This window comes from Lujinxingia vulgaris (genome assembly GCF_007997015.1).
Taxonomy (GTDB): domain Bacteria; phylum Myxococcota_A; class Bradymonadia; order Bradymonadales; family Bradymonadaceae; genus Lujinxingia; species Lujinxingia vulgaris.
Window position 1 is genome coordinate 1 of the sequence record NZ_VOSM01000008.1, and the last position, 18,989, is coordinate 18,989.

Annotated in this window: 13 protein-coding genes; 2 read left to right on the forward strand and 11 right to left on the reverse strand. The window is 65.9% G+C overall.

Annotation, left to right across the window (positions count from 1 at the left end; all coding sequences use genetic code 11):
• The first annotated feature begins 630 nt into the window (after positions 1-630).
• The gene (locus tag FRC98_RS15125) at positions 631-1,767 is read left to right on the forward strand and encodes a DUF819 family protein (RefSeq protein ID WP_146982282.1); all 1,137 of its coding nucleotides are present in this window, start codon (positions 631-633) and stop codon (positions 1,765-1,767) included.
• On the opposite strand, the gene FRC98_RS15130 is transcribed toward FRC98_RS15125, so the two are convergent.
• The 5 genes from FRC98_RS15130 to FRC98_RS15150 form a co-directional block, all read right to left on the reverse strand.
• A complete protein-coding gene (locus FRC98_RS15130; RefSeq protein ID WP_146982283.1) occupies positions 1,740-4,229 on the reverse strand; it encodes a PH domain-containing protein in 2,490 nt (829 codons plus the stop codon). The genes FRC98_RS15125 and FRC98_RS15130 overlap by 28 nt on opposite strands.
• Positions 4,230-4,279: 50 nt before the next feature.
• A complete protein-coding gene (locus FRC98_RS15135) occupies positions 4,280-4,939 on the reverse strand; it encodes a hypothetical protein (protein ID WP_146982284.1) in 660 nt (219 codons plus the stop codon).
• 78 nt (positions 4,940-5,017) lie between these two features.
• Entirely contained in the window at positions 5,018-7,456 is a 2,439-nt protein-coding gene (gene gyrB, locus FRC98_RS15140) for a DNA topoisomerase (ATP-hydrolyzing) subunit B (protein WP_146982285.1), read from the reverse strand.
• Positions 7,457-7,739: 283 nt separating this feature from the next.
• Complete coding sequence (locus tag FRC98_RS15145) at positions 7,740-8,564, reverse strand: fumarylacetoacetate hydrolase family protein (protein WP_146982286.1); 825 nt, start codon at positions 8,562-8,564, stop codon at positions 7,740-7,742.
• 10 nt (positions 8,565-8,574) lie between these two features.
• Positions 8,575-10,104: a hypothetical protein gene (locus FRC98_RS15150; protein ID WP_146982287.1), complete on the reverse strand. Its 1,530-nt coding sequence runs from the start codon at positions 10,102-10,104 to the stop codon at positions 8,575-8,577.
• A 504-nt stretch (positions 10,105-10,608) separates the two neighbouring features.
• On the opposite strand from FRC98_RS15150, the gene FRC98_RS22065 reads away from it, so the two are divergent.
• Positions 10,609-11,754, forward strand: coding sequence for a DNA gyrase C-terminal beta-propeller domain-containing protein (locus FRC98_RS22065; RefSeq protein WP_146982288.1), 1,146 nt, complete (start codon positions 10,609-10,611; stop codon positions 11,752-11,754).
• Here the strand turns inward: FRC98_RS22065 and FRC98_RS15160 are convergent.
• The 6 genes from FRC98_RS15160 to FRC98_RS15185 all read right to left on the reverse strand — a co-directional run bounded on the left by FRC98_RS15160 (position 11,737) and on the right by FRC98_RS15185 (position 18,820).
• Positions 11,737-15,315 carry a serine/threonine-protein kinase gene (locus tag FRC98_RS15160; RefSeq protein ID WP_146982289.1) on the reverse strand — a complete coding sequence of 1,193 codons (3,579 nt, stop codon included), beginning with the start codon at positions 15,313-15,315 and terminating at the stop codon, positions 11,737-11,739. The genes FRC98_RS22065 and FRC98_RS15160 overlap by 18 nt on opposite strands.
• 32 nt (positions 15,316-15,347) lie before the next feature.
• Positions 15,348-16,292, reverse strand: a complete 945-nt coding sequence (locus FRC98_RS15165; protein ID WP_146982290.1) for a ComEA family DNA-binding protein — start codon at positions 16,290-16,292, stop codon at positions 15,348-15,350.
• A gap of 137 nt (positions 16,293-16,429) precedes the next feature.
• Positions 16,430-17,242: a twin-arginine translocase subunit TatC gene (gene tatC, locus FRC98_RS15170; RefSeq protein WP_146982291.1), complete on the reverse strand. Its 813-nt coding sequence runs from the start codon at positions 17,240-17,242 to the stop codon at positions 16,430-16,432.
• Entirely contained in the window at positions 17,239-17,802 is a 564-nt protein-coding gene (locus FRC98_RS15175; protein WP_146982292.1) for a Sec-independent protein translocase subunit TatA/TatB, read from the reverse strand. The genes tatC and FRC98_RS15175 overlap by 4 nt, the downstream gene beginning before the upstream one ends.
• 48 nt (positions 17,803-17,850) lie before the next feature.
• Positions 17,851-18,402 carry a thioredoxin family protein gene (locus tag FRC98_RS15180; protein ID WP_146982293.1) on the reverse strand — a complete coding sequence of 184 codons (552 nt, stop codon included), beginning with the start codon at positions 18,400-18,402 and terminating at the stop codon, positions 17,851-17,853.
• Positions 18,403-18,505: 103 nt separating this feature from the next.
• Positions 18,506-18,820 (reverse strand): hypothetical protein, encoded by a 315-nt coding sequence (locus FRC98_RS15185; protein WP_146982294.1) that lies wholly within the window; start codon positions 18,818-18,820, stop codon positions 18,506-18,508.
• Between the last annotated feature and the right edge of the window lie 169 nt (positions 18,821-18,989).

Below are 18,989 nucleotides of genomic sequence, written 5' to 3' on the forward strand. Positions count from 1 at the left end.
AAGCGCTCCTCGAATCTCGATTTTGGGGCTCGGGAGCCTTCGGGGCGATCATGTGCGAGCGGGCGCCGGGGTTCGCGGCGTGGGTCGATTTGGCTGAGCGTTGGGGAGGGCGCGTTTTGTGGTTGTGTGGTTGCGGGACGCCGGGGTCCGCGGCGTGGGTCGATTTGGCTGAGCGTTGGGGGGGGCGCGTTTTGTGGTTGTGTGGTTGCGGGACGTGGGAGGTCCGCGGGGGTTGGGAGGTTTGTGGTTAGGTGGTTGCGGGGCGCCGGGGTTCGCGGCGTGGGTCGATTCGTGAGGGCGTTCGGGGTTTTCGGTTCGAGCACGAGCCCGAGAACCCGTAAGAGTACGAGGACCCGTACGAGAACGAGGACCCGTACGAGGACGAGTACCCGTACGAGTACGAGCACCAGTACGAGTACCCGTACGAGTACGAGCACCAGTACGAGGACCAGGACGAGTACGAGTACCAGTACGAGGACCAGGACGAGTACGAGTACCAGTACGAGCACCAGTACGAGCCCGAACCCGAGCCCGAACCCCAGCCCGATCCCCCCATTTGCCCCTTGCCCCTTCGCCGGGCGATGATGCCCGAGAACCGCGAATCAAAAACGATCAAAAAAGGTAGCACGCATGCTCTGGACGTTGGTGTTGGTCGTTGTAGCCCTGGGGATGCCGGCGCTTGCCCGGTATCTGGAAAAACGCCACCGGGCCTTTGAGGTCTTTCACCCGGTGCTGCTCTGCTACGCGGCCGGCATCATCCTGGCGAACACGCCGGGGGTGAGCGTCGATGAGGCGGTGGCAAGAGCGATCAGCGAGGCGGCGATTCCGCTGGCGATTCCGCTGCTGCTCTTCTCGAGCGATGTGCGGGGGTGGCTCAAGCAGGGGAGGCCGGTGCTGGTGTCCTTTGGGTGCGCGGTGGTCTCGGTGATGGTGGTGGTGGCGCTGGCCAGCGGTTGGATGGCGGGGTGGTCGGAGGAGTCCGAGAAAATCGCCGGGATGATGGTGGGGGTCTACACCGGGGGCACGCCCAATATGCTGAGCGTGGGGAGGGCGTTGGAGGTGAGCCAGGAGGTGTTTGTGGCGATGAACGCCGCCGATGTGGTGGTGGGCGGGGCGTACCTGTTGTTTTTGTTGAGCGTGGGGCAGGCGGTGTTTCGGGCGTGGCTGGGGGACGCGCCGGAGGACGCTGTGGCGCTGGCGAGCGGCGACGAGAACGAGGCGCCAGTAAAGGGGCGCGGGGCCTGGCGGGAGGTGGTGCTGGGGGTGGGGGTGTCGGTGGGGGTGGTGGTGTTGAGCGCGGGCTTTTCGTGGCTTGTGACGGGGGGCATCTCGGTGGCGCTGGTGATGCTGGGGATCACCACCGGGGGAATTGCCGGGTCGTTGTGGCCGCGGGTGCGCGATTTGCGCGGGACCTATGAGGCCGGGGAGTACCTGATCCTTGTGTTCTGCGTGGGGATCGGGGCGCTGACACGACCGGCGGCGCTGATGGGGGTGGGGGCGGAGGTGGTGATGGCGATGGGGGTGGTGATGCTGGGGTCGGTGGCCTTGCACGCGCTGCTGGCGAAGGTGATGCGGGTGGACGCCGACACCTTTTTGATCACCTCGACCGCCGCGATCTACGGGCCGCCCTTTGTGCCCCTTGTGGCGGAGCGGCTGGGGCGGCGATCGTTGATTTTGCCGGGGGTGGCGATGGGGCTGTTGGGGTTTGCGCTGGGCAATTATCTGGGGGTGGGGATGGCCTACGCGCTGGGCTGGTTGGGGGCGTAGCCGCTCTTTGTATCGATGGCCTCGTAGATGGTGCGGGGGTCGGATACCGGTCCGATGGAGATCTCGGGGGAGGCGCTGCCGACGGTGGAGATCTGCACGTTTCCGACCTTGAGCGCGGTATCGAGCGGGCCGCGGGAGGTCTGCACCTGGTCGATGCGGTTGAGCAGCACGGTGGCGCGGGTTTTAAACCAGATGCCCTGGTCGACGCGCACCCGGTCCAGCTCGAGCGTGTAGGTGATGTGGGCGGCGCTCAGGCGGAAGTAGGCAAAGAAAAGGGGCAGAAGGGGGATGGTGACCACGGCGGCGGCGGTGGCAGCCGTGTTTTGAATGGCGGCCGCGCGGATCACCGGCTTGAACTCGTGGGTGACTTCGGTGCGGCGTCGTGGCCCCTGGCGGGTCTGGCGCGGCGGGTGGGTGAAGAGCAGGTCGTCGAGGCGCTCGTGCAGGGCGGTGAGGTTGGGGAGATGCCCGATGCTCAGCGCGCTGGAGGCGCCGCCCCCGGAGATGGTCACGCCGCCGGTGTCCAGGCCGGGGAAGCGGGTGGTGCGCACGTCTTTGGCGTGGTGCAGGGCCATCAGCTCGCGGGTATGCACAAAAATCCCCCCGCGGGTGGCCAGGTGGTGGTCAAATATCTCCAGGCGGCAGGTCGGCGCGTAGAGGGACTCGTGGGCAAAGGAGCCAAAGGCCACGAGCAGGATCGCCGCGCTGATGAGAAGCGCGGGCTTAAAGAAGATCACGGCGATGATCGAGCCCACCGCGGCGATGGCGCAGAGCACCAGCAGGGAGAGCTGGCTGTAGAGCAGCGTGGTGGTGGTGGGCGCGGCGCTCAGCGTCTCTTGCGGGGAGGCGTCGCCAAAGCCCAGGCCTTTTTCGATGCGGGGGATGAAGCGGTCGGCGTCGGGGATATGCGCGAGCTTGAGCGCGCTGGCTGCGCCGATGGAGCTGAAGCGGAAGGTGGCCGTGTTGAGCCAGCGGTCGATGGGCGACTGCGAGATGGACAGCCGCGTGATCTTCTCGAGCGTGAACTCGGTGGTCTCCTTATTAAAAATACCGCGGGTCAGGGCGACCTTCTGGTCGGTGATCTCGGCCTCGACGATCAGGTATTCCTGGATGGCCTTGCCGAGCGAGCCGAAGACGATGGCCAGGAGCGCGATCACGGCCACGATGCCGCCGAGGGCGGGGAGCTCGCTGTCGCCGGCGATGGAGAAGAGAAAGAGCGCGCCTGCGCCCACGACCACAAAGGGGGCGACGACGAGGTTGGAGAGAAAGACCGAGAGGATGCCCGGCTTAAGGTTCATGGGCGAGAGCCCGGAGGGGATCCAGCCGGCCGGCGGGGCGGCGCTCGGTTGTGAGGTGCCCACCGCAGCCCTTAACTCACTCGCCGGGCCGACGTCGCTCAATGCTGGGGATGAGGGGAAGGAGGATGCCTCGCGCTCGCCATCGGTCCGGGTTATTTCGGCGGCGTCGTGCGCGGTGCTCGGGCCGGCGCTCGGGGCGTCGGTGATTTTGATCAGGTGCCCGAGGTTTTCGCGAAAGCGCTTCGCGTTGGGCATCGAGGGAAAATGAATGTCGGCGCTGCTTCCCTGGCAGCTGATGATGACGTCGGCCATGCCCAGCAGGTTTTTCAAAAAGGGCTGGTGGATGTTGGTGTCGGCCAGGTTTTCGATGGGAATGAGGCGTCGGCTGCGGGTGAGAAAGCCGTCCTCGTAGTCGACGACGTCGTCGTAGAGGGAGTAGACGCGTTTGTTGAGGTCGATGATGCGGATGATCTGGAAGGCCAGCGCGCCGGCGGCAAAGGTGAGCACCAGCCCGACGCCGGCGCCCATGACAAGGGCCGACTCCAGCACCGAGGGATCCTCCAGAAGCATCGGGACGAAGGCGATCAGGAGCACAAAGGGGATGCCGATGACCGGGTTGTTACGCGAGCCGGCGTCCATGAGCGTGCCCAGAAAATGGGGCTCTTCGCGCTGGACGAGGTTCTGGCGGGTGATCACAAAGCCGTTCTGGCGCAGGCGCTCTTCGAGGAGTTCGTAGAGGGCCTCGGGGGCGTCGACCGAGATGAGCGGAGCGCCGGCGGCGGAGCCCGCGGCGTGCACCTTGAGGTGTCCGGTCTGGTAGATGCGGTGCTCCAGCCAGGGCAGCGTCAGCTCGATCTGGGTGACGTTTCGGAAGGGCAGATCGAGGGCGCTTTCGCTTAAGAGCGAGCCGTAGTGGCAGATGATGCGGTCGTCGAAGATCTCAAAATAGGTCTTCTCCAGGGCGGCCTGGCGCTCGAAATAGACAAAGACCGAGATCATCGCGCCCAGCACCGGCCAACCCAGCATCAGGGCGGAGGGCTCCAGGATGGCGGCGTGCGCGACCATGGCGATGAGCGCGGCGCCCACGCAAAAGGCTGCCGCCCAGAGGGTGGGGCGAAGCACGAAGGGGCGCGCGTTGGGGCGAATAACCCGGGGGCTGGCCATGGGGGCCTCGGCTGGAAAAGAGGGTGGGGTTGCAGGGGTTAGAAATCGTCTCAGGGCTTTTCGGACGCGGGGTTTGCGTCGGGCGCGTCGGTGTCGTCGGGCGCGTCGGTGTCGTCGGGCGCGTTGGACTCGCCAGCGTCACGCTCATCGGCACCAACGTCTTGCGCATCGTCGCCGTTGTCGTCTTCGGCTCCCTCACCCTCGGCGTCGAGGTGCTGAAGCAGCTCGGACATCAGCTCTTCGAGATCGGTGAGGAAGGCAAAGGGGGTGAAGATGGGGATCTCGATATGCTGGCCGGCGGTGCGCAGATCGAGGCGCGCCCGGGTCGGCGAGAGCGTCATGCCCTCGAAGTCGAGGGTCTGCCGGGTGATGAGCGGCCATTCGACGCGCCAGGCGTTGTCGTTGTTGCCGACGAGCAGGCAGCGATCGGAGGTGGCCACAAAATGCTTCCGCGCATAATTGGAGCCGTAGGAGACCATGCTGCACAGAGAGAGGCCCAGCGCAATCAGGACGATGAACGCGGCGGTGTAAAAGCCCCCCAGGCCGGCGACAAAATAAAGAATCACCGCGGCCAAAAGGCTTAAAAGCCCCAGGCCAAGCGCGAGCCCCATGATGGGGATGTTGAGCTGGTAGCGGAAGAGTTTTGCGCCGGGCTCGTCGTGCAGGGTCTGCTGGACGGCCGGGCCGCTTAAGAGTCGGATGCGGGTCATGGGCAACCTGCAGGCTGGGGGGCGGCGCTGGCGAGGAGGGAGAGGTGCCAGGCCGCCCCGCAGGCGCCCGAAGTCGCGTTAAATGTCGAGGTTACGCACGTCGAGGGCGTGGGTCTCAATGAACTCGCGGCGCGGCTCGACCTGGTCGCCCATCAAGACGGTGAAGAGGGCGTCGGCCTCCACGGCATCCTCGATGCGGACCTGAAGCATGGTGCGGGCCTCCGGATCCATCGTCGTGTCCCAGAGCTGATCCGGGTTCATCTCGCCAAGACCCTTGTAGCGCTGGATGGTCTGGCCTTTGCGGCCGGCAGCGAGCACGCGGTTGAGCACCTGGGCGATGGAGGTGAGCGGCTCGGTCTCTTTGCCATCGTCAACGATCACGTGCTCTCCGAGCGACTCGAAGGCGCGGCGGATGCGCAGAAGCTCCTTGTAGTCGACGCCGGAGAGGAAGGCGCGGTCCAGGCGCGAGACGATCGAGGTGCCGGAGACGCGGCTCTTCCACTGGGCCAGGAAAAGGTCGTCGAGCTCGGCGTCGTCGAGGATCTCGGGGGTGCGCCAGGGCACCGTGGTGTAGCTCTGGCGCAGGCGCTCCAGAAGTTCCTGGCTGCGGGAGCTGAGGCGCTCTTTGTCCTGGAGATCTTCGAGGGTGAAGTCGGCTTTGACGGCCTCTTCGACGATGCGGTCATCGTGGTTGCGGGCCACGCGCTCAAGCACGCTGCGGTACTTGAGCAGATCGTCGATGAAGGTGGCCAGCTCGTCGCCGGCGAGTTCTTTGCCGTTTTCGCCGCGCAGGGTCAGGGCGTTTTTGGCGTTCTCAATGAGGCGATCGTTAAGCTCGCGCTCGTCCTTGAGGTACTCCATGGTGCGGCCGCGCTTGATGGAGAAGAGGGGCGGCTGGGCGATGTAGAGGTAGCCCCGGGCGATGATCTCGGGCATCTGACGGTAGAAGAAGGTCAGGAGCAGGGTGCGGATGTGGCTACCGTCGACGTCGGCGTCCGTCATGATGACGATGTTGTGGTAGCGCAGCTTCTCGATGTCGAAATACTCCTGGCCGATGCCGGTGCCCAACGCGCTGATGATCGTGGAGATCTCGTTGTTGGAGAGCATGCGGTCAAAGCGTGCTTTCTCGACGTTGAGGATCTTTCCGCGCAGCGGGAGGATCGCCTGGAACTTACGGTTACGGCCCTGCTTGGCGGAGCCACCGGCGGAATCACCCTCGACGATGTAAAGCTCACTCTCCTCCGGCTTGCGGGACTGACAGTCGGCGAGTTTTCCGGGGAGCGCGGAGATCTGGAGCGCGCTCTTGCGCGAGATCTCGCGGGCCTTGCGGGCGGCTTCGCGGGCACGAGACGCCGCGATGGCTTTCTCGATGATCGCTTTGGCCACCGAGGGGTTCTCTTCCAAAAAGATCGCCAGGCGCTCGTTGACCACCGACTCGACGGCGCCCTTGATCTCGTTGGAGACGAGCTTGTCTTTGGTCTGGCTGGAGAATTTCGGGTCGGGCATCTTCACCGAGAGCACCGCGGCGATGCCCTCGCGGATGTCGTCGCCGGTGATGGACTCTTTGAGCATGCCGTTGGAGACGCCGTAGAGGTTCACCGTGCGGGTGAGCGCGCCGCGGAAGCCCGAGAGGTGGCTGCCGCCGTCGCGGTTACGGATGGTGTTGGTGTAGCAGAAGATGTTTTCGTTGTAGGAGTCGTTCCACTGCATGGAGACTTCTACGGTGATGCCCTGCTCGGGGAGCTCTTTGGTGATGTAGATGGGCTCGTCGTGCAGGGGCGACTTATTCTTGTTGAGGTCGGCCACAAAGGAGTTGAGCCCGCCCTCGTAGTTGAAGTCGTGGCGCTTGTTGTCGCGCTCGTCGATGATGACGATGCGCACGCCGCTGTTGAGGTAGGAGAGCTCGCGCAGGCGCTGGGAGAGCACGTCGAAGGAGAAGCGGGTGATCTGGAAGATCTCCGGATCGGGCAAGAACGTGATCTTGGTGCCGGTGGTCTTGGCCTTGCCGATCGAGCGCAGGGGCTCTTTCGGCACGCCGCGGTCGTACTCCTGGGTCCAGATCTGGCCGTCGCGGCGGATCTCGAGGACGAGGCGCTCGGAGAGGGCGTTGACGACCGAGACGCCCACGCCGTGCAGGCCGCCGGAGACTTTGTAGGAGTTCTGGTCGAACTTCCCGCCGGCGTGCAGCACGGTCATGATGACCTCGGCTGCGGAGCGGCCCTGCTTTTTGTGCATATCGACCGGGATGCCGCGGCCGTTATCCTCGACGGAGACGGACTCGTCGGTGTGGATGGTGATGGTGACCTGATCGCAGTAGCCGGCCAGGGCCTCGTCGATGGAGTTATCGACGGCCTCGTAGACCATGTGGTGGAGGCCGGAGCCGTCGTCGGTGTCTCCGATGTACATGCCGGGGCGCTTGCGCACCGCCTCCAGGCCTTCGAGGACCTGGATGGATTCGGCGTTGTAGTCGGAGCCCTGGGGGGCGGCGTCTTGAGGGGTCTGGTTATCTTGGGCCATAGTACGTCTAGCCTGGGTCGGTGGGTCACAACCAACAAGGGCGCTCGAAGAGGGCGGGCCGCCTTGAGGTGAAGGAGCGGCGCGGCAACGAGCGCGAGGTCAGCGATCTTCTAGTGAGCGCGCACAGGGCCCCGAAGCGGCAAGATAAAGCTCGCCGGGGGCAGCGCGCTCAAGCGTCGCGGGAAGGTAACACAGGGGGGCAGGGGCGTCTATCCCGGCGGCGTGTGTGGAGGCGTGTGGATCGGGGCGGAAAAGGCCCCGGTCGGGAGCGCGGCGTGGCGGGTTACCCCGGGCGGCGCACCGGGTTGTGCAGGGTGCCGATGCCGTCGATGCTCACCTCTACGCTCTGACCGTGGGTGATGGGGCCGACGCCGGCGGGCGTGCCGGTGAGGATGACGTCGCCGGGCAAGAGCGTCATCACGCTGGAGATGAACGCCACGACCTCGGGAAGCTCAAAGATAAAGTCGTTGAGGCGAGTGTGCTGGCGAACTTCGCCGTCGACGCGGCAGGTCAGCGTGTGCGCGGCCGGGTCGAAGTGGCCGGTGAGCGCGACCGCCGGGCCCAGCGGGGCAAAGGTGTCAAAGCCCTTGGCGCGGGTGTAGCGGGACTCGCGGCGCTGGATGTCGCGGGCGGTCACGTCGGTGGCGCAGGTAAATCCAAAGATGCCCCGCATCGCCTCCTCGGCGCTCACCCCTTTAAGGCGTTCGCCGACAATCATCGCCAGCTCGCCCTCGTGATGAACCTCCTCGGAGGCGGGGGGGAGCTCGATGGCTTCGTCGGGGCCGATGACGGCGGTGGAGGGTTTGAGGAAGATCAGCGGTTCTTGCGGAACGGTTTTGCCCATCTCCTCGGCGTGGGCGCGGTAGTTCAGCCCCACGCAGACCACTTTGGTGGGGCAGGCCGGCGCCAGGAGCTGAGCGCGATCTTTGCGGATGCGCGCCCCGTCTTCGGAGAGGGGGCGGCCGTCGCGGATGGCCTGATGCAGCTCGGCGACGTCGCCCTCCAGGGTGACAAAATGCTCACCATCGCAGCGGGCGTAAACAGGACGACGCCCGGCTGGATGCGCGATGCGCACCAGCCGGGCACAGGGGGTGTCTCGTAACGGCATGATGGTTGACTCAGCCCTGCTGACCGGCAGCTTCGGCGGCGGCTTCTTGAGCCTTCTTCATCGCCTCTTCCTGCTGGGCCTGGATGCGCTCAAACTCCGCTTCGCGCTCGGCGATGTAGCGGTTGATGGCGTTGAAGTCCTTCTCGAGCTTCCAGGTGTAGTCGCACTGCAGCTGGATGCTGGCGTCGTCGGGCAGACGGCGGGTCTCGGACTCATCCTTCCAGATGCACTCCCAGGAGCGGCGGTTGATCGAGGTCAGGAAGTTGGGGAGCTCCTCGTTGTCGGGGAAGGTCAGCTCGAGGCGGTCGCCGCGGTCTGGCGGGGTGTCCACGCGAAGCTGCATCTCTTTGAGCTCGCCGCTCTCTTCGTCTTTGACGTAGTAGGTGCCAAAGGTCACCGGGGTGCGCAGCTCTTCGCCATCTTCGTTCAGCGCAATGTTGTTGTTGAGCAGGATCTGCGCGCCGGAGGGGATGGTGTTGATGGTGGCCTCGCCGTAGAAGTCGTTGTCGAGATCCGACTCCATACGCTGGGCAAACTCCTGACCGTACTTGGCGTCGATGGGCAGCAGCGTGGCGTTGTAGTTGAAGCGGTAGTCGCCGTTGCCGCCGTCCTGCCACATGCCCTCGGTCAGGGTGATGGTGGCGGGCTGGTGACCCGGAGCGGAGACCTCAATGTGGTGGGTGTCACGCACCGAGAGGTTCTGGATGGCGGTGGTGGGACCAAGCTCCAGCGCGCGCCAGGGGCCGTCTTCGCCGCCGACCTGTCCGTACTGGATCTGGCCGTTGAGCTTGATGGTGGCGCCGACCGGACCGCCGGAGAAGGTCAGGGTGCCGTAGCGAGGCATCGCGGCGAGCTGGGCGGCCAGGTGCTCTTCTTCGGCCTGCTGGGCGCGGCGAAGCATCTCTTCCTGGTAGTTGCCCTGAAGCAGCAGCATGAAGTCGTCGCCGAAGCCGGTGAAGTGGTGCAGCATCGCCAGCATCCCGATCACCAGGACCACGACCACGCCCACGAGCACTTTGGTCATGGGGTTTTTGGGCGCCGGGATGTCTCCCAGATCGTCATCGTCGAGGTAGGTCGAGGAGAGGTCGATGTCGTCGTCATCGTCGGACTTCGAGGGGGTGAAGACGCCCTCGATGCCGGCGGTGGCGGCTTTCGACTTCTTCTTTTTGGGCGCGGCCGCTTTGGGCTCGGCCTTCTTCGCCTTTTTGGGCGCGGGAGCCACTTCGACTTCGCTGCTCTCGTCGAGCGCATCGATCTCTGCGCTCTCGTCGGCGGCTTCGACCTCGTTGCTTTCGTCGGCCGCGCTCACCACGTCGTCGTCGACGTCGACCTCTTCGGCTTCCGAGGCCGCGGCGAGCTCTTCTTCGATCGCCGCGCCGATATCATCGGTGGGGGGAGTAGGCGGGGTGTCTTCGGCGGCTTTCTTTTTCTTTTTCTTCTTCTTGGTGCCGCCGGGGACATCAAAGATGCCGCCGATTCCGGACATCATGTCGTCGGATTTTTTGGATTTTTTGGAAGTGCTTTTGGTGTCGTCAGACATGTGCCTGTGCTCCGTTCGTGCGGGCCGGTGCGCCCTGTCAGAGAGGTCACACTGGTGACCCGCTGCGATTCAAGTTCGGGAAGGTAAGGGCTCCTCTCCAAAACTGTCAAGCCGCCGTGCCGAGCGCACCAGGACGACGCTGACGGCGTCGATAGGGATTCGCGGTAGCGTTGCTACAGCTTCATCCCTATCTCCTTGTCAGGCGCCGCCCTGGATGCGCTCGGGTTTTGTAGTGTGCGGAGTCAGGGATCGTGTGTTGGGGGGAGTTGCGAGCGGGAGGTCGCTGGGGATTCGCGGTAGCGTTGCTACAGCTTCATCCCAGCCTCCTTGCCAGGCGCCGCCCTGGATACGCTCGGGTTTTGTAGTGTGCGGAGTCAGGGATCGTGTGTTGGGGGGAGCTGCCGTCTGGAAGACGGGGGCAATCGCGAGTAGGCTGCGGGGGCCGCGGCCTGCTGAGCGATGGGGGTCGCAGATGAAAACATCGAGTCTGAATGGGAGGTTGTGATGGTTGAGAAAGAGGCGGTGATCAAGGCGTTGGTGGAAGCTGCGAATGAAGCGAGCGCTGATGAGGAGAGCGCGATGCCCGAGGGGTTGAGGGGGCAGGCCAACGAGGCGTTCGGGGAGGTTGAGGGGGCGTTGTGGGCGGCGCTTGTGGAGGCGGTAGGAGGCAAGAAGCGCAGCACGCGTGCGGAGCCCACGCGGGTGGAGCGGGTGGTGGGGGAGGCGTATGAGCATCCGCTTTATGTGGAGACGAGCCAGGGGTTGCTCTACGCGATGCACGGGCCGGATCTGGAGGTGGGGGAGGGGCCGGAGTACATCGAGAGCCCGGAGGGGGTGGGGGATGTGGTGGATATACGGTGGGTGGGGGAGGGGGATGCGATTTATATCTTCAGCACCGAGGGGAGTTTTTACGGGGTGGATCCGCGGATGATTCCGCTGTGGGACCGGCGAGGGGAGGGGCGGACGATTCGCGACGTGTTGAGGTTGTCGGGGGAGGAGCAGGCGCGTTTTCTGGTGCCCAGGCGTCAGATTGCGACCGGGCGCGTGGTGCATGTGACGGCGCAGGGCAAGGGGAAGGCCAGTGATGGCGGGGAGTTTGATAAGGGCGATGGGCTGGACCGCTCGGGGCGCGAGGCCTTTTTGCTCAATGAGGGCGATGAGGCGGTGGCGGTGATGGCGGTGGGGCGAGCTGCGACGATTTTCTGCGCGTCGGCCCAGGGGCAGGGCATCCATTTTGAAGCCTCGGAGCTGCGCTCGATGGGGCGAAAGGCGGTCGGCGTGAACCTGATGAAGCTCGGCGGGGAGGATGACGCGATCATCAGCGCCTTTGAGGGCACGCGGGTGCGGCAGCTGGCGGTGGTCACCGCCGAAGGGCTGGGCAAGCGGGTGGAGTTCGGGGAGTTTCGCACCCAGGGGCGCGGCGGGGCGGGGATGCAGGTGCTGCGCTTGAACCCGGGCGATCGGGTGGCCGGGGTGGTGGCGTGCAACCCGGGAGAAGATCTGGGGCTGATCTTGAGCAGCGGGCGAGTGTGGCGCCTGCCGGCGGCGGAGTTCTCGCTGATGGGCCGCTCGGCCAAGGGCAGCAAAGTCGTGGAGCTTGAGGATGGCGAGGAGGTGCTTCGCCTGGTGGCGCTACCCTGCGGGGGATGAGTCGAGAAGATCGCTTCGGCGCGTGCGCAGCGCTTCGGCGCGCGCCGGGGCGACGCGCTCGACGCAGAGGGCGGAGAGCTCGAGCGCGCGGGCGGCGCGGTCGTGACGGCCGCCGGTGAGTAAGAGCCCGGCGGCCTGCTCCAGAAACACGGAGAAGTCGCGGGCCATCGGGGTGCGGGCGTCCAGGGTGGCCTGGAGCGCGTCGAGTTGCGCGTCGACGCTGGTAAGGTCGTCGTGTTGCGCGGCGACCACCAGACTTCCGATGGCGCCGATGGGGCGGTAGAGCGGGAACATCAGGTTCTGGGGGGAGGTCTCAAAGGCGGCGAAGCGGCGCTCGGCCTCGGCGTAGTTGCCCTCTTCAAGATCGCAGAATCCCAGCAGGGAGTCGGTCAGGCTGGCGAGCACGTGCCCGATGGAGTGGGCCAGATGGCGCGCCTGGCGGTAGTACTTGCGGGCTTCGGTGAGGTCGCCCTGGTAGCGCGAAAAATCGCCCAGGGTGCGCAGGCTCAGCGCCAGGCCGCTGCGGCTGCCGGCGGCCTCAAAGAGCTGGTGGGCGCGCCGGGCAAAGGGCAGGCCTTCGGCGTCCCAGGTGCGGATGTGGGTCTCGGCGATGCCGTGCACGCACCAGGCGGCCTCCAGAAGTTCGCTGGAGCGCTCGGCGATGCGGTGCCCGTCGACGAAGGCCTGGCGCGCGGCGGAGATGTCGCCCAGGCCGGCCAGGATCCAGCCCAGGCCGTGGAGGCAGCGCGCGGTGCCGCGGTCGTCTCTGACCTGGTGAAAGAGGTCGAGCGCCCGGCGGTAGTGGGCCAGGGCCAGATCGGGGTGGTTGGAGAAGTTCTCGATGTTGGCCAACACCCGGTGGGCGTCGGCGCGGTAGGCCGCGGGCAGGGTCTCGCCCAGATCGAGGGCGCGGCCCAGAAGGTCGCGCGCGGAGCGAAATGCGCCCATGTAGCGCTCGGCCTCGGCGCGCGCGATCCAGGCGTGGGCGCGCTCCGGGTGGTCGGCCTCGAAGTGCAGCGCGTCGTGGCAGCGGTCGATGCGCTCGAGGATTGCCAGCGAGGGCAGATACGCGCTGCGCAGCATATGATGCTGGTTGGCCTGCCACAGAAGGGGCAGCGCCTCGCCAAAAGCCTCGGCCGCCAGAAGATGGCGTGCGCGGCGCTCCGAGAGTGAGGCCGAGCCGTGGGATGCACCTGTCAAAACGGTGGCCGCGCAGCGGTGGATGCGCCGCCAGCGTGGCGTGGAGGCGCTGATGCTCTCGATGACGTCGCGGTACAGCGGCAGGCGAAAATGCCAGCCTCCCGGTCGCAGCCCGGCCATCGCGCGCAGCAAAAGCTCATCGAGCAGCCCCTCATCGGGGGGGATGTCGAGGCGGTCGCAGACGAGCTGCCACTCCTGCTGGTCGATGTCGATACCCAGCGCCGCGGCGACCTCCAGCGCCCAGCGCGCCGCCTGCGGATCGGGGCGGCTCGCGATGAGCGCGTCGATGCGTCGGGTCAGGAGCTCGCGCAGGTCGTCGTCAAAGGGAGCTCCCTGGCGCAACACGTAGCCATAGGGCGAAGACTGCAACTCGCCGGTGTGCACCCAGTCCTCGATGAGCTGGACTGCGAAGAGGGGGTTGCCTGCGGTGCGGCTGCAGATCTGGCGCACGAGCGTGTCTTCCAGGCCCAGAAGATCGCGCACCAGCTGGCGCTGATGGGGCGGGTCCAGAGGTTGAAGATCGAGGGTCTCGCAGTGCTCGTGGGCGTCGAGAAGATCGAGGAGTTGGCGCTCGGCCAGGCGCTCGTCGAGGCCCTCCGGTCGCACCGTGGCGAGGATGAGCAGGGGGAGGTTTTTTTCGTCGCGGGTGTTAAGCGCGTGCAGCGCAAAGCCCAGGGCCTCCTGGCCCCACTGCACATCATCGAGGCAGAGGATGATGGGGCGCTCGGCGCCGATGAGGTGAATGACCTCTTCGAGCAGAGCGTAGCGCTCCAGCGGGGAGGTCAGTGAGGGAGGCTTTGCGGCGTCGGGGGCGATCCAGCTGGCGAGTCCCTCGCTCAGAAGCGGGTTCGGGGTGAGCTCCCAGTGGGTCTGCAGGGCGTGGTCGAGGCGTCGGGCGGTCTTCTCGCCCGAGAGGCCGGTGGCGCCGAAGAAGCCCTGGAGGGCGCGGGGGAGGCCGTCGTGCGGGCCCATGATCGGGCTGTGGGTGGCGCGCAGCGCGGTGGCCACGCCGAGCTCTTCGGCGCGGGTGGCCATCCAGTCCATCTGGCGGGTTTTGCCCATGCCGGCGTCGCCGCGCAGCAGCACAACCCGGGTTTTGCTTTCGTCGTGAACCTGACGAAGTTGGCTCCAGAGCTGGTCGCGCTCCTCCTGGCGACCGATGAAGCGGGCGTCGCGAATGCCGAAGAGGCCTTTTCCCAGACCGAGCGTCAGGTCGCTGAGCTGGGGAAGTTCCGGGGCGCGCCAGTCCGGCGGTGGGGCGACGCTGCGGGCGATGCGCACCGGGCGTTGCGGACCGCTGGGCGCCGGTGGTGCGCCGAGCTCGGCGCGGTCGTCGCGCGCCATCGCTTCGAGCTGGTGGGTATCGAGCAGCACGGTTTTAAGCGCCGGAAGGTCGAGTCCAACCGCATCGAGGGTCTCCGAGTCGCGGTAGAACGCCAGGGTGGGCGCATGAGGCAGGGTTGCCTCTTCCAGCCCGGGGGCGGCAGCCGGCTCGCCCCGGGCCTGTACGGGGTCGCCGAGCAGCAGCAGGCCGCGGGCGGCGTCGGCCGCGCGGCGGTAGCGCCGGGAGATGTCGCGGGAGAGCAGGCGGCGCACCCAGTTCTCAAAGCCGTCGGGCAGCGCAATGCGCGGGCGCAGCGCGGGGACCTCGGCGGTGAGGTGCTGCATGGCGATCGCCATCAGCGTGTCGCCCTCAAAGGGGGCGCGGCCGCTGCTGAGCAGGTAGGCCATGCAGCCCAGCGCGTAGAGATCGGTCCACGGGCCGTAGTCGCGCCAGTGGCCGTGAAGTTGCTCCGGCGCCATAAAGGTCGGGGTGCCGGCGGCCAGCGAGTGGATGTCGGCGGTCTGGCTGGCAAAGGAGGGATCTTGAATGTGCGCGATGCCGTAGTCGGAGAGCATCCAGCGGGCATGGCCGGCCTCATCGGGGGTCCAGAGCACGTTGGCCGGCTTTAAGTCGCGGTGGATGATGCCGCGGGCGTGCGAGTGCGCCAGGGCGTCGAGGACTTCCAGAAGAAGGCGGCGTAGGTTGGCCCAGTCCGGCGGCAGAGGCGCTTCTTCCAGGGCGCCGTGGGCCAGCTCCATGGCCAGCCATAATGAGCCGGTGGGGGCGTCGGGAAGCGCTGCGCTGCAAGCCTCGGTGGTCGTGCCGTAGTCGAGGACTTTGACGATCGCGGGGTGATTGAGTGTGGCGATCGCGCGCACTTCGCGGTTGAAGCTCTCGCGGTAGCGGGTCTCGGTGGCGAAGTCTGAGCGCAGCACCTTGAGGGCCACCTCGACACCGGTGGCGCGGTTGCGGGCCCGAAAGACCTCCCCCATGCCGCCTTCACCCAGTTTGTCGAGGATCTCAAAGGTCTCAATCATGGGGGCACTATGGCCAGAGAGGGGGAGGAAGGTCAATTCTGCGTGTCGGATTCTCCGGCGTCGGGAGCGTCGTCCAGGGTGATGTAGGGCTGCAGGCGTCGGTAGGTGGCCGGGCCGATGCCTTTGACGCGTTTGAGGTGGCTCAGCCGGGTGAAGGGGCGGCGGCTGCGGTAGTCGAGGATGCGCCCGGCCAGCGCCGGGCCGATGCCGCGGATGGAGGTGAGCTCGGCCTCGGTGGCGGTGTTGATGTTGATCTTCTGGATGGGCGCGTCGGCTTCGGCAGGCTCGGAAGATGGTGTGCGTGCGTCGGGGACCTCGTGATCTTCGTCATCGGCGTCGGCGTCGGCGGTGGGTTGGGGGTGTGCGACCGGCTCCGGGCGTTGTTCCGAGCCGGCCTCAACGTGTGGGTGATGCGTGGCGTGGAGGGCGTGTGCCTCATCGGCTGGTGAGGCGTCGAGCTCGGTTGCCTCAAGGGTGTGCAGCGCGTCGAGAAGATCTGCTGCGGGCTTGGCGGAGAGGTCCGGGAGGAGCGTGGCCCCGTCATCCAGGAGGAGGTCGTGTTCTTCGTCCCCAGAGACAATGTTTTCGGCGTCGGTGGCGTGTTCGTCGAGCAGCAGCGCGCTGTCGTCGGCTTGCCCCGTGGCGAGCATCGCGTCGAGTGGGTCGAGCTCATCGCGCTCATCCTCGCTGACCTCATCGTCGCTTAAAGCCTCTTCATCGTCGAAAAAGACCGTCGGCTGCAGCGCATCGCCTGAGGCGCGCGGCAGCGCCGGGCAGCTCACGTTGAGGGGGCGGTAGGTGCGGCTCGATTCGCTGGCGTTGGCGTCTTCGCAGCCGCTGATGGCGGTCATCAGGCTCAGCGTCAACGCGAGCCAAAAGAGACCCGGGTGATGGCCGCGATGAGGGGCTGGCGAGCGGTGGTGGGCGAACTTCAAACGTTCGACGAGCTGGCGAGCGCGCGGTGTGAGAGCAGGCATGGTTCCCTCCTGAGGTGGTTGAAGTGGACCCGCGTCCTGATGTTGTTATCGCGCGCTGATGTCTGGCTTTGCCTTCCGGGCATAAAAAAACCGACCTTTTCAGGTCGGCTCAAAGAGCTCAAAGAATCCTGGCGAGGTCAGGATAACTCGGCCAGCTCTTTTGCGATGCGGCGCTCACGACGCTTTGTGATGACGTAGGCCACCGCGATGGAGATGCCGTAAAGCAGCATCAGCGGGGCGGCCAGCATCAGCTGCGTGACCACATCGGGGGGCGTGAGGATGGCGGCGATGATGAAGGCTGCGACCACCGCGATGCGCCAGTGTTGCATCAGGTGGCGATGCGTCAGCACCCCCACCGCCGAGAGCAGGGAGGTGACCACCGGCAGCTCAAAGACCATGCCGAAGCCCAGCAGGAGCTTGGTGGTGAGCGCGAAGTAGTCTTTGATCATCAGGGTCGGGTTGGAGACTTCCAGCGAGAAGCCCAGCAAGAATGCGTATCCGAAGGGGATGACCACGTAGTAGCAGAAGCTCGCGCCCAGCAGAAAGAAGAGGGTGGCGCCGGCCACAAAGGGCACGGCTGCTCGTTTTTCGTCGGGGTAGAGCCCCGGGGCGACGAACTTCCAGACGTTGTAGATGATCGCCGGTGAGGCCAGAAAGACCGCCGCCAGAAGCGCGGTCTTGAGCAGCGTGAAGAAGGGCTCGGCCAGGTCGGTGTTATGCATGTTGGCCAGCTCCCCCTCGGGGGCGGCCTTGATCAGGGGTTGCAGCAAAAAATCGAAGATCTCGGCGGCGAAACCCCAGCAGATCAGAAACGCGATGACCATCGCGATAAAGCTGTAGAGAAAGCGCCGGCGCAGCTCCACAAGATGCGCCATAAAGCTCATGCGCATCTCCTGCAGGCTCTCGGCGGAGGCCTCGGAGCGGGGCTCAAAGTCGTTGGTCGGGCTCATCGCATCGGCTCCGGAGCCTGGGAGGCCACAAGCGCCACCGCGTGTCGCGTGGCCTGGTCGGGCTCAGCCTCGGCGCTCGCTGCGCTCAGGCTCACCGCGTGGGTCTCGGTGCTGGCGAGCGCCGGGGTGAGCGCCACGGCTTTAAGCTGGTTATGATGCAGAAGGTACTGTTGCTCGAGCAGGCGATCGAAGTCGCGCTCGTCGAGCTGGTCTAGGCCGGAGGGCTCCGCGCTGGGGTAGCGCTCGCGCGGGGCAGAAGCGGTGGAGACGCGGGTGGTGGGCGCCGCATCGGCCGACGTCTCCGCCGACACCGCCTGGGCGGCGCCGGCCGCAGGCGGCGCGGCGCTGGCCTGAGGCGCGCTTGTGGTGATGCGCTTTGCGGGCTTATCGAGGTCGAGATCGTCGATCATCAGCGCGTCGCGCAGGGTGTTCGAGGCCTTGCGCAATTCGCGCATGCCCTTTCCGGCCCAGCGCGCGAACTCGGGCAACTTCTCGGGGCCGGCCACCACCAGCACCAGCGCGGCGATGATCATTAATTCTGGAAAGGAAATACCGAACATCGAAAGCCCGGGTCTGTTGGCCTTAAAATGCACCCGATGTTCGGGCGCTCAGGGTTTCCACTTGATGCTACAACCCATCGAGGGGTGTTGTTCCTCGACGGGGCCTCTGCCGTCAAGCAGCGCGGCGATGGCGTCGTGGAGTTCGCGGCGATTTACCGCATGCGGATCTTTCCAGTTATCGTCGAGGCGGCCGCAGTAGGCCAGCTTTCGATCGCGGTCGTACACAAAAAAGTCCGGCGTGCACACCGCCCCGTAGGCCCGGGCCACCTCCTGGGTCTCGTCATAGAGGTAGGGGAAGGGGAAGTCTTTGTCGCGGGCAAGCTGCGCCATGGCCTCGGGGCCGTCCTGGGGGTAGTGCTCGGCGTCGTTGGCGCTGATGGCCACAAAGGCAACCTCACCCTCCTTAAAGTCGCCGGGAAGTGCGACCAGACGATCGAGCACCGCTTTCACATAGGGGCAGTGGTTGCAGATGAACATCACAACCAGCACCGGGCTTGCGGCGAAGTCATCGAGGCGGCGAGTGACGCCTTCGGTGTCGGGGAGCTCAAAGTCGGGGGCGGGGGTGCCGAGCGCGGGGGCCTGGGTTTCGAGCAGGGCCATAGAAGTTTCTCACAGGTAGAGGGGTAGGTCTGTGGCAGAGAAGCGCCCGGGGTGGGCCCCGGGCGCGTCAGGAGGGTGTTATATTATTTTTTAGTATGCGGTGTCAGCAGAGGTGGCGGGCGTAGGTCCAGCCGACGATCTCGCTGGCGTGCAGGTCGTGGTGCTCGATATGCCACAGCGGTACCACCGCGACCTCATCGCCCAGCGCGAAGTGATCGAGAAAGAACTTTGCCTCACCGCGTCGCTCAAAGGTGGGTTTCGGGGCTTTCTGAGGGCTGAGCGTGGCCAGCGCGGGCAGGATCGCCTGCAATCCGGCGTGGGGGCTCTGCTCGGCGGTGATGATGGGGGCACCGCTGCCGAAGTCGGGCAGCGCGTCGATAGCGTCGAAGACGACCTGGGTGTGCGGGGAGCGTGTCATGAGTCCTCCAGGCGTTGAGGGCCTTGAGCGGCGTCCCTGAATGCCCTTGAGGCGGGCGTTGCGTTCGAAGCGGGATGTGCCGCGTTGGCGAAGAGGTCGGGTGAGCGAACTCACCCGGTCAGTTTCCGTCACAGGCGAACTTGTACACCTTTATTGAAATGTCCAGTTC

Coding starts and splice junctions, on each gene's coding strand:
- FRC98_RS15125 (WP_146982282.1), top strand. CDS start 631: ATGCTCTGGACGTTGGTGTTGGTCGTTGTAGCCCTGGGGATGCCGGCG.
- FRC98_RS15175 (WP_146982292.1), bottom strand. CDS start 17,802: ATGTTCGGTATTTCCTTTCCAGAATTAATGATCATCGCCGCGCTGGTG.
- FRC98_RS15185 (WP_146982294.1), bottom strand. CDS start 18,820: ATGACACGCTCCCCGCACACCCAGGTCGTCTTCGACGCTATCGACGCG.
- FRC98_RS15130 (WP_146982283.1), bottom strand. CDS start 4,229: ATGGCCAGCCCCCGGGTTATTCGCCCCAACGCGCGCCCCTTCGTGCTT.
- gyrB (WP_146982285.1), bottom strand. CDS start 7,456: ATGGCCCAAGATAACCAGACCCCTCAAGACGCCGCCCCCCAGGGCTCC.
- FRC98_RS15180 (WP_146982293.1), bottom strand. CDS start 18,402: ATGGCCCTGCTCGAAACCCAGGCCCCCGCGCTCGGCACCCCCGCCCCC.
- tatC (WP_146982291.1), bottom strand. CDS start 17,242: ATGAGCCCGACCAACGACTTTGAGCCCCGCTCCGAGGCCTCCGCCGAG.
- FRC98_RS22065 (WP_146982288.1), top strand. CDS start 10,609: ATGGTTGAGAAAGAGGCGGTGATCAAGGCGTTGGTGGAAGCTGCGAAT.
- FRC98_RS15135 (WP_146982284.1), bottom strand. CDS start 4,939: ATGACCCGCATCCGACTCTTAAGCGGCCCGGCCGTCCAGCAGACCCTG.
- FRC98_RS15150 (WP_146982287.1), bottom strand. CDS start 10,104: ATGTCTGACGACACCAAAAGCACTTCCAAAAAATCCAAAAAATCCGAC.
- FRC98_RS15160 (WP_146982289.1), bottom strand. CDS start 15,315: ATGATTGAGACCTTTGAGATCCTCGACAAACTGGGTGAAGGCGGCATG.
- FRC98_RS15165 (WP_146982290.1), bottom strand. CDS start 16,292: ATGCCTGCTCTCACACCGCGCGCTCGCCAGCTCGTCGAACGTTTGAAG.
- FRC98_RS15145 (WP_146982286.1), bottom strand. CDS start 8,564: ATGCCGTTACGAGACACCCCCTGTGCCCGGCTGGTGCGCATCGCGCAT.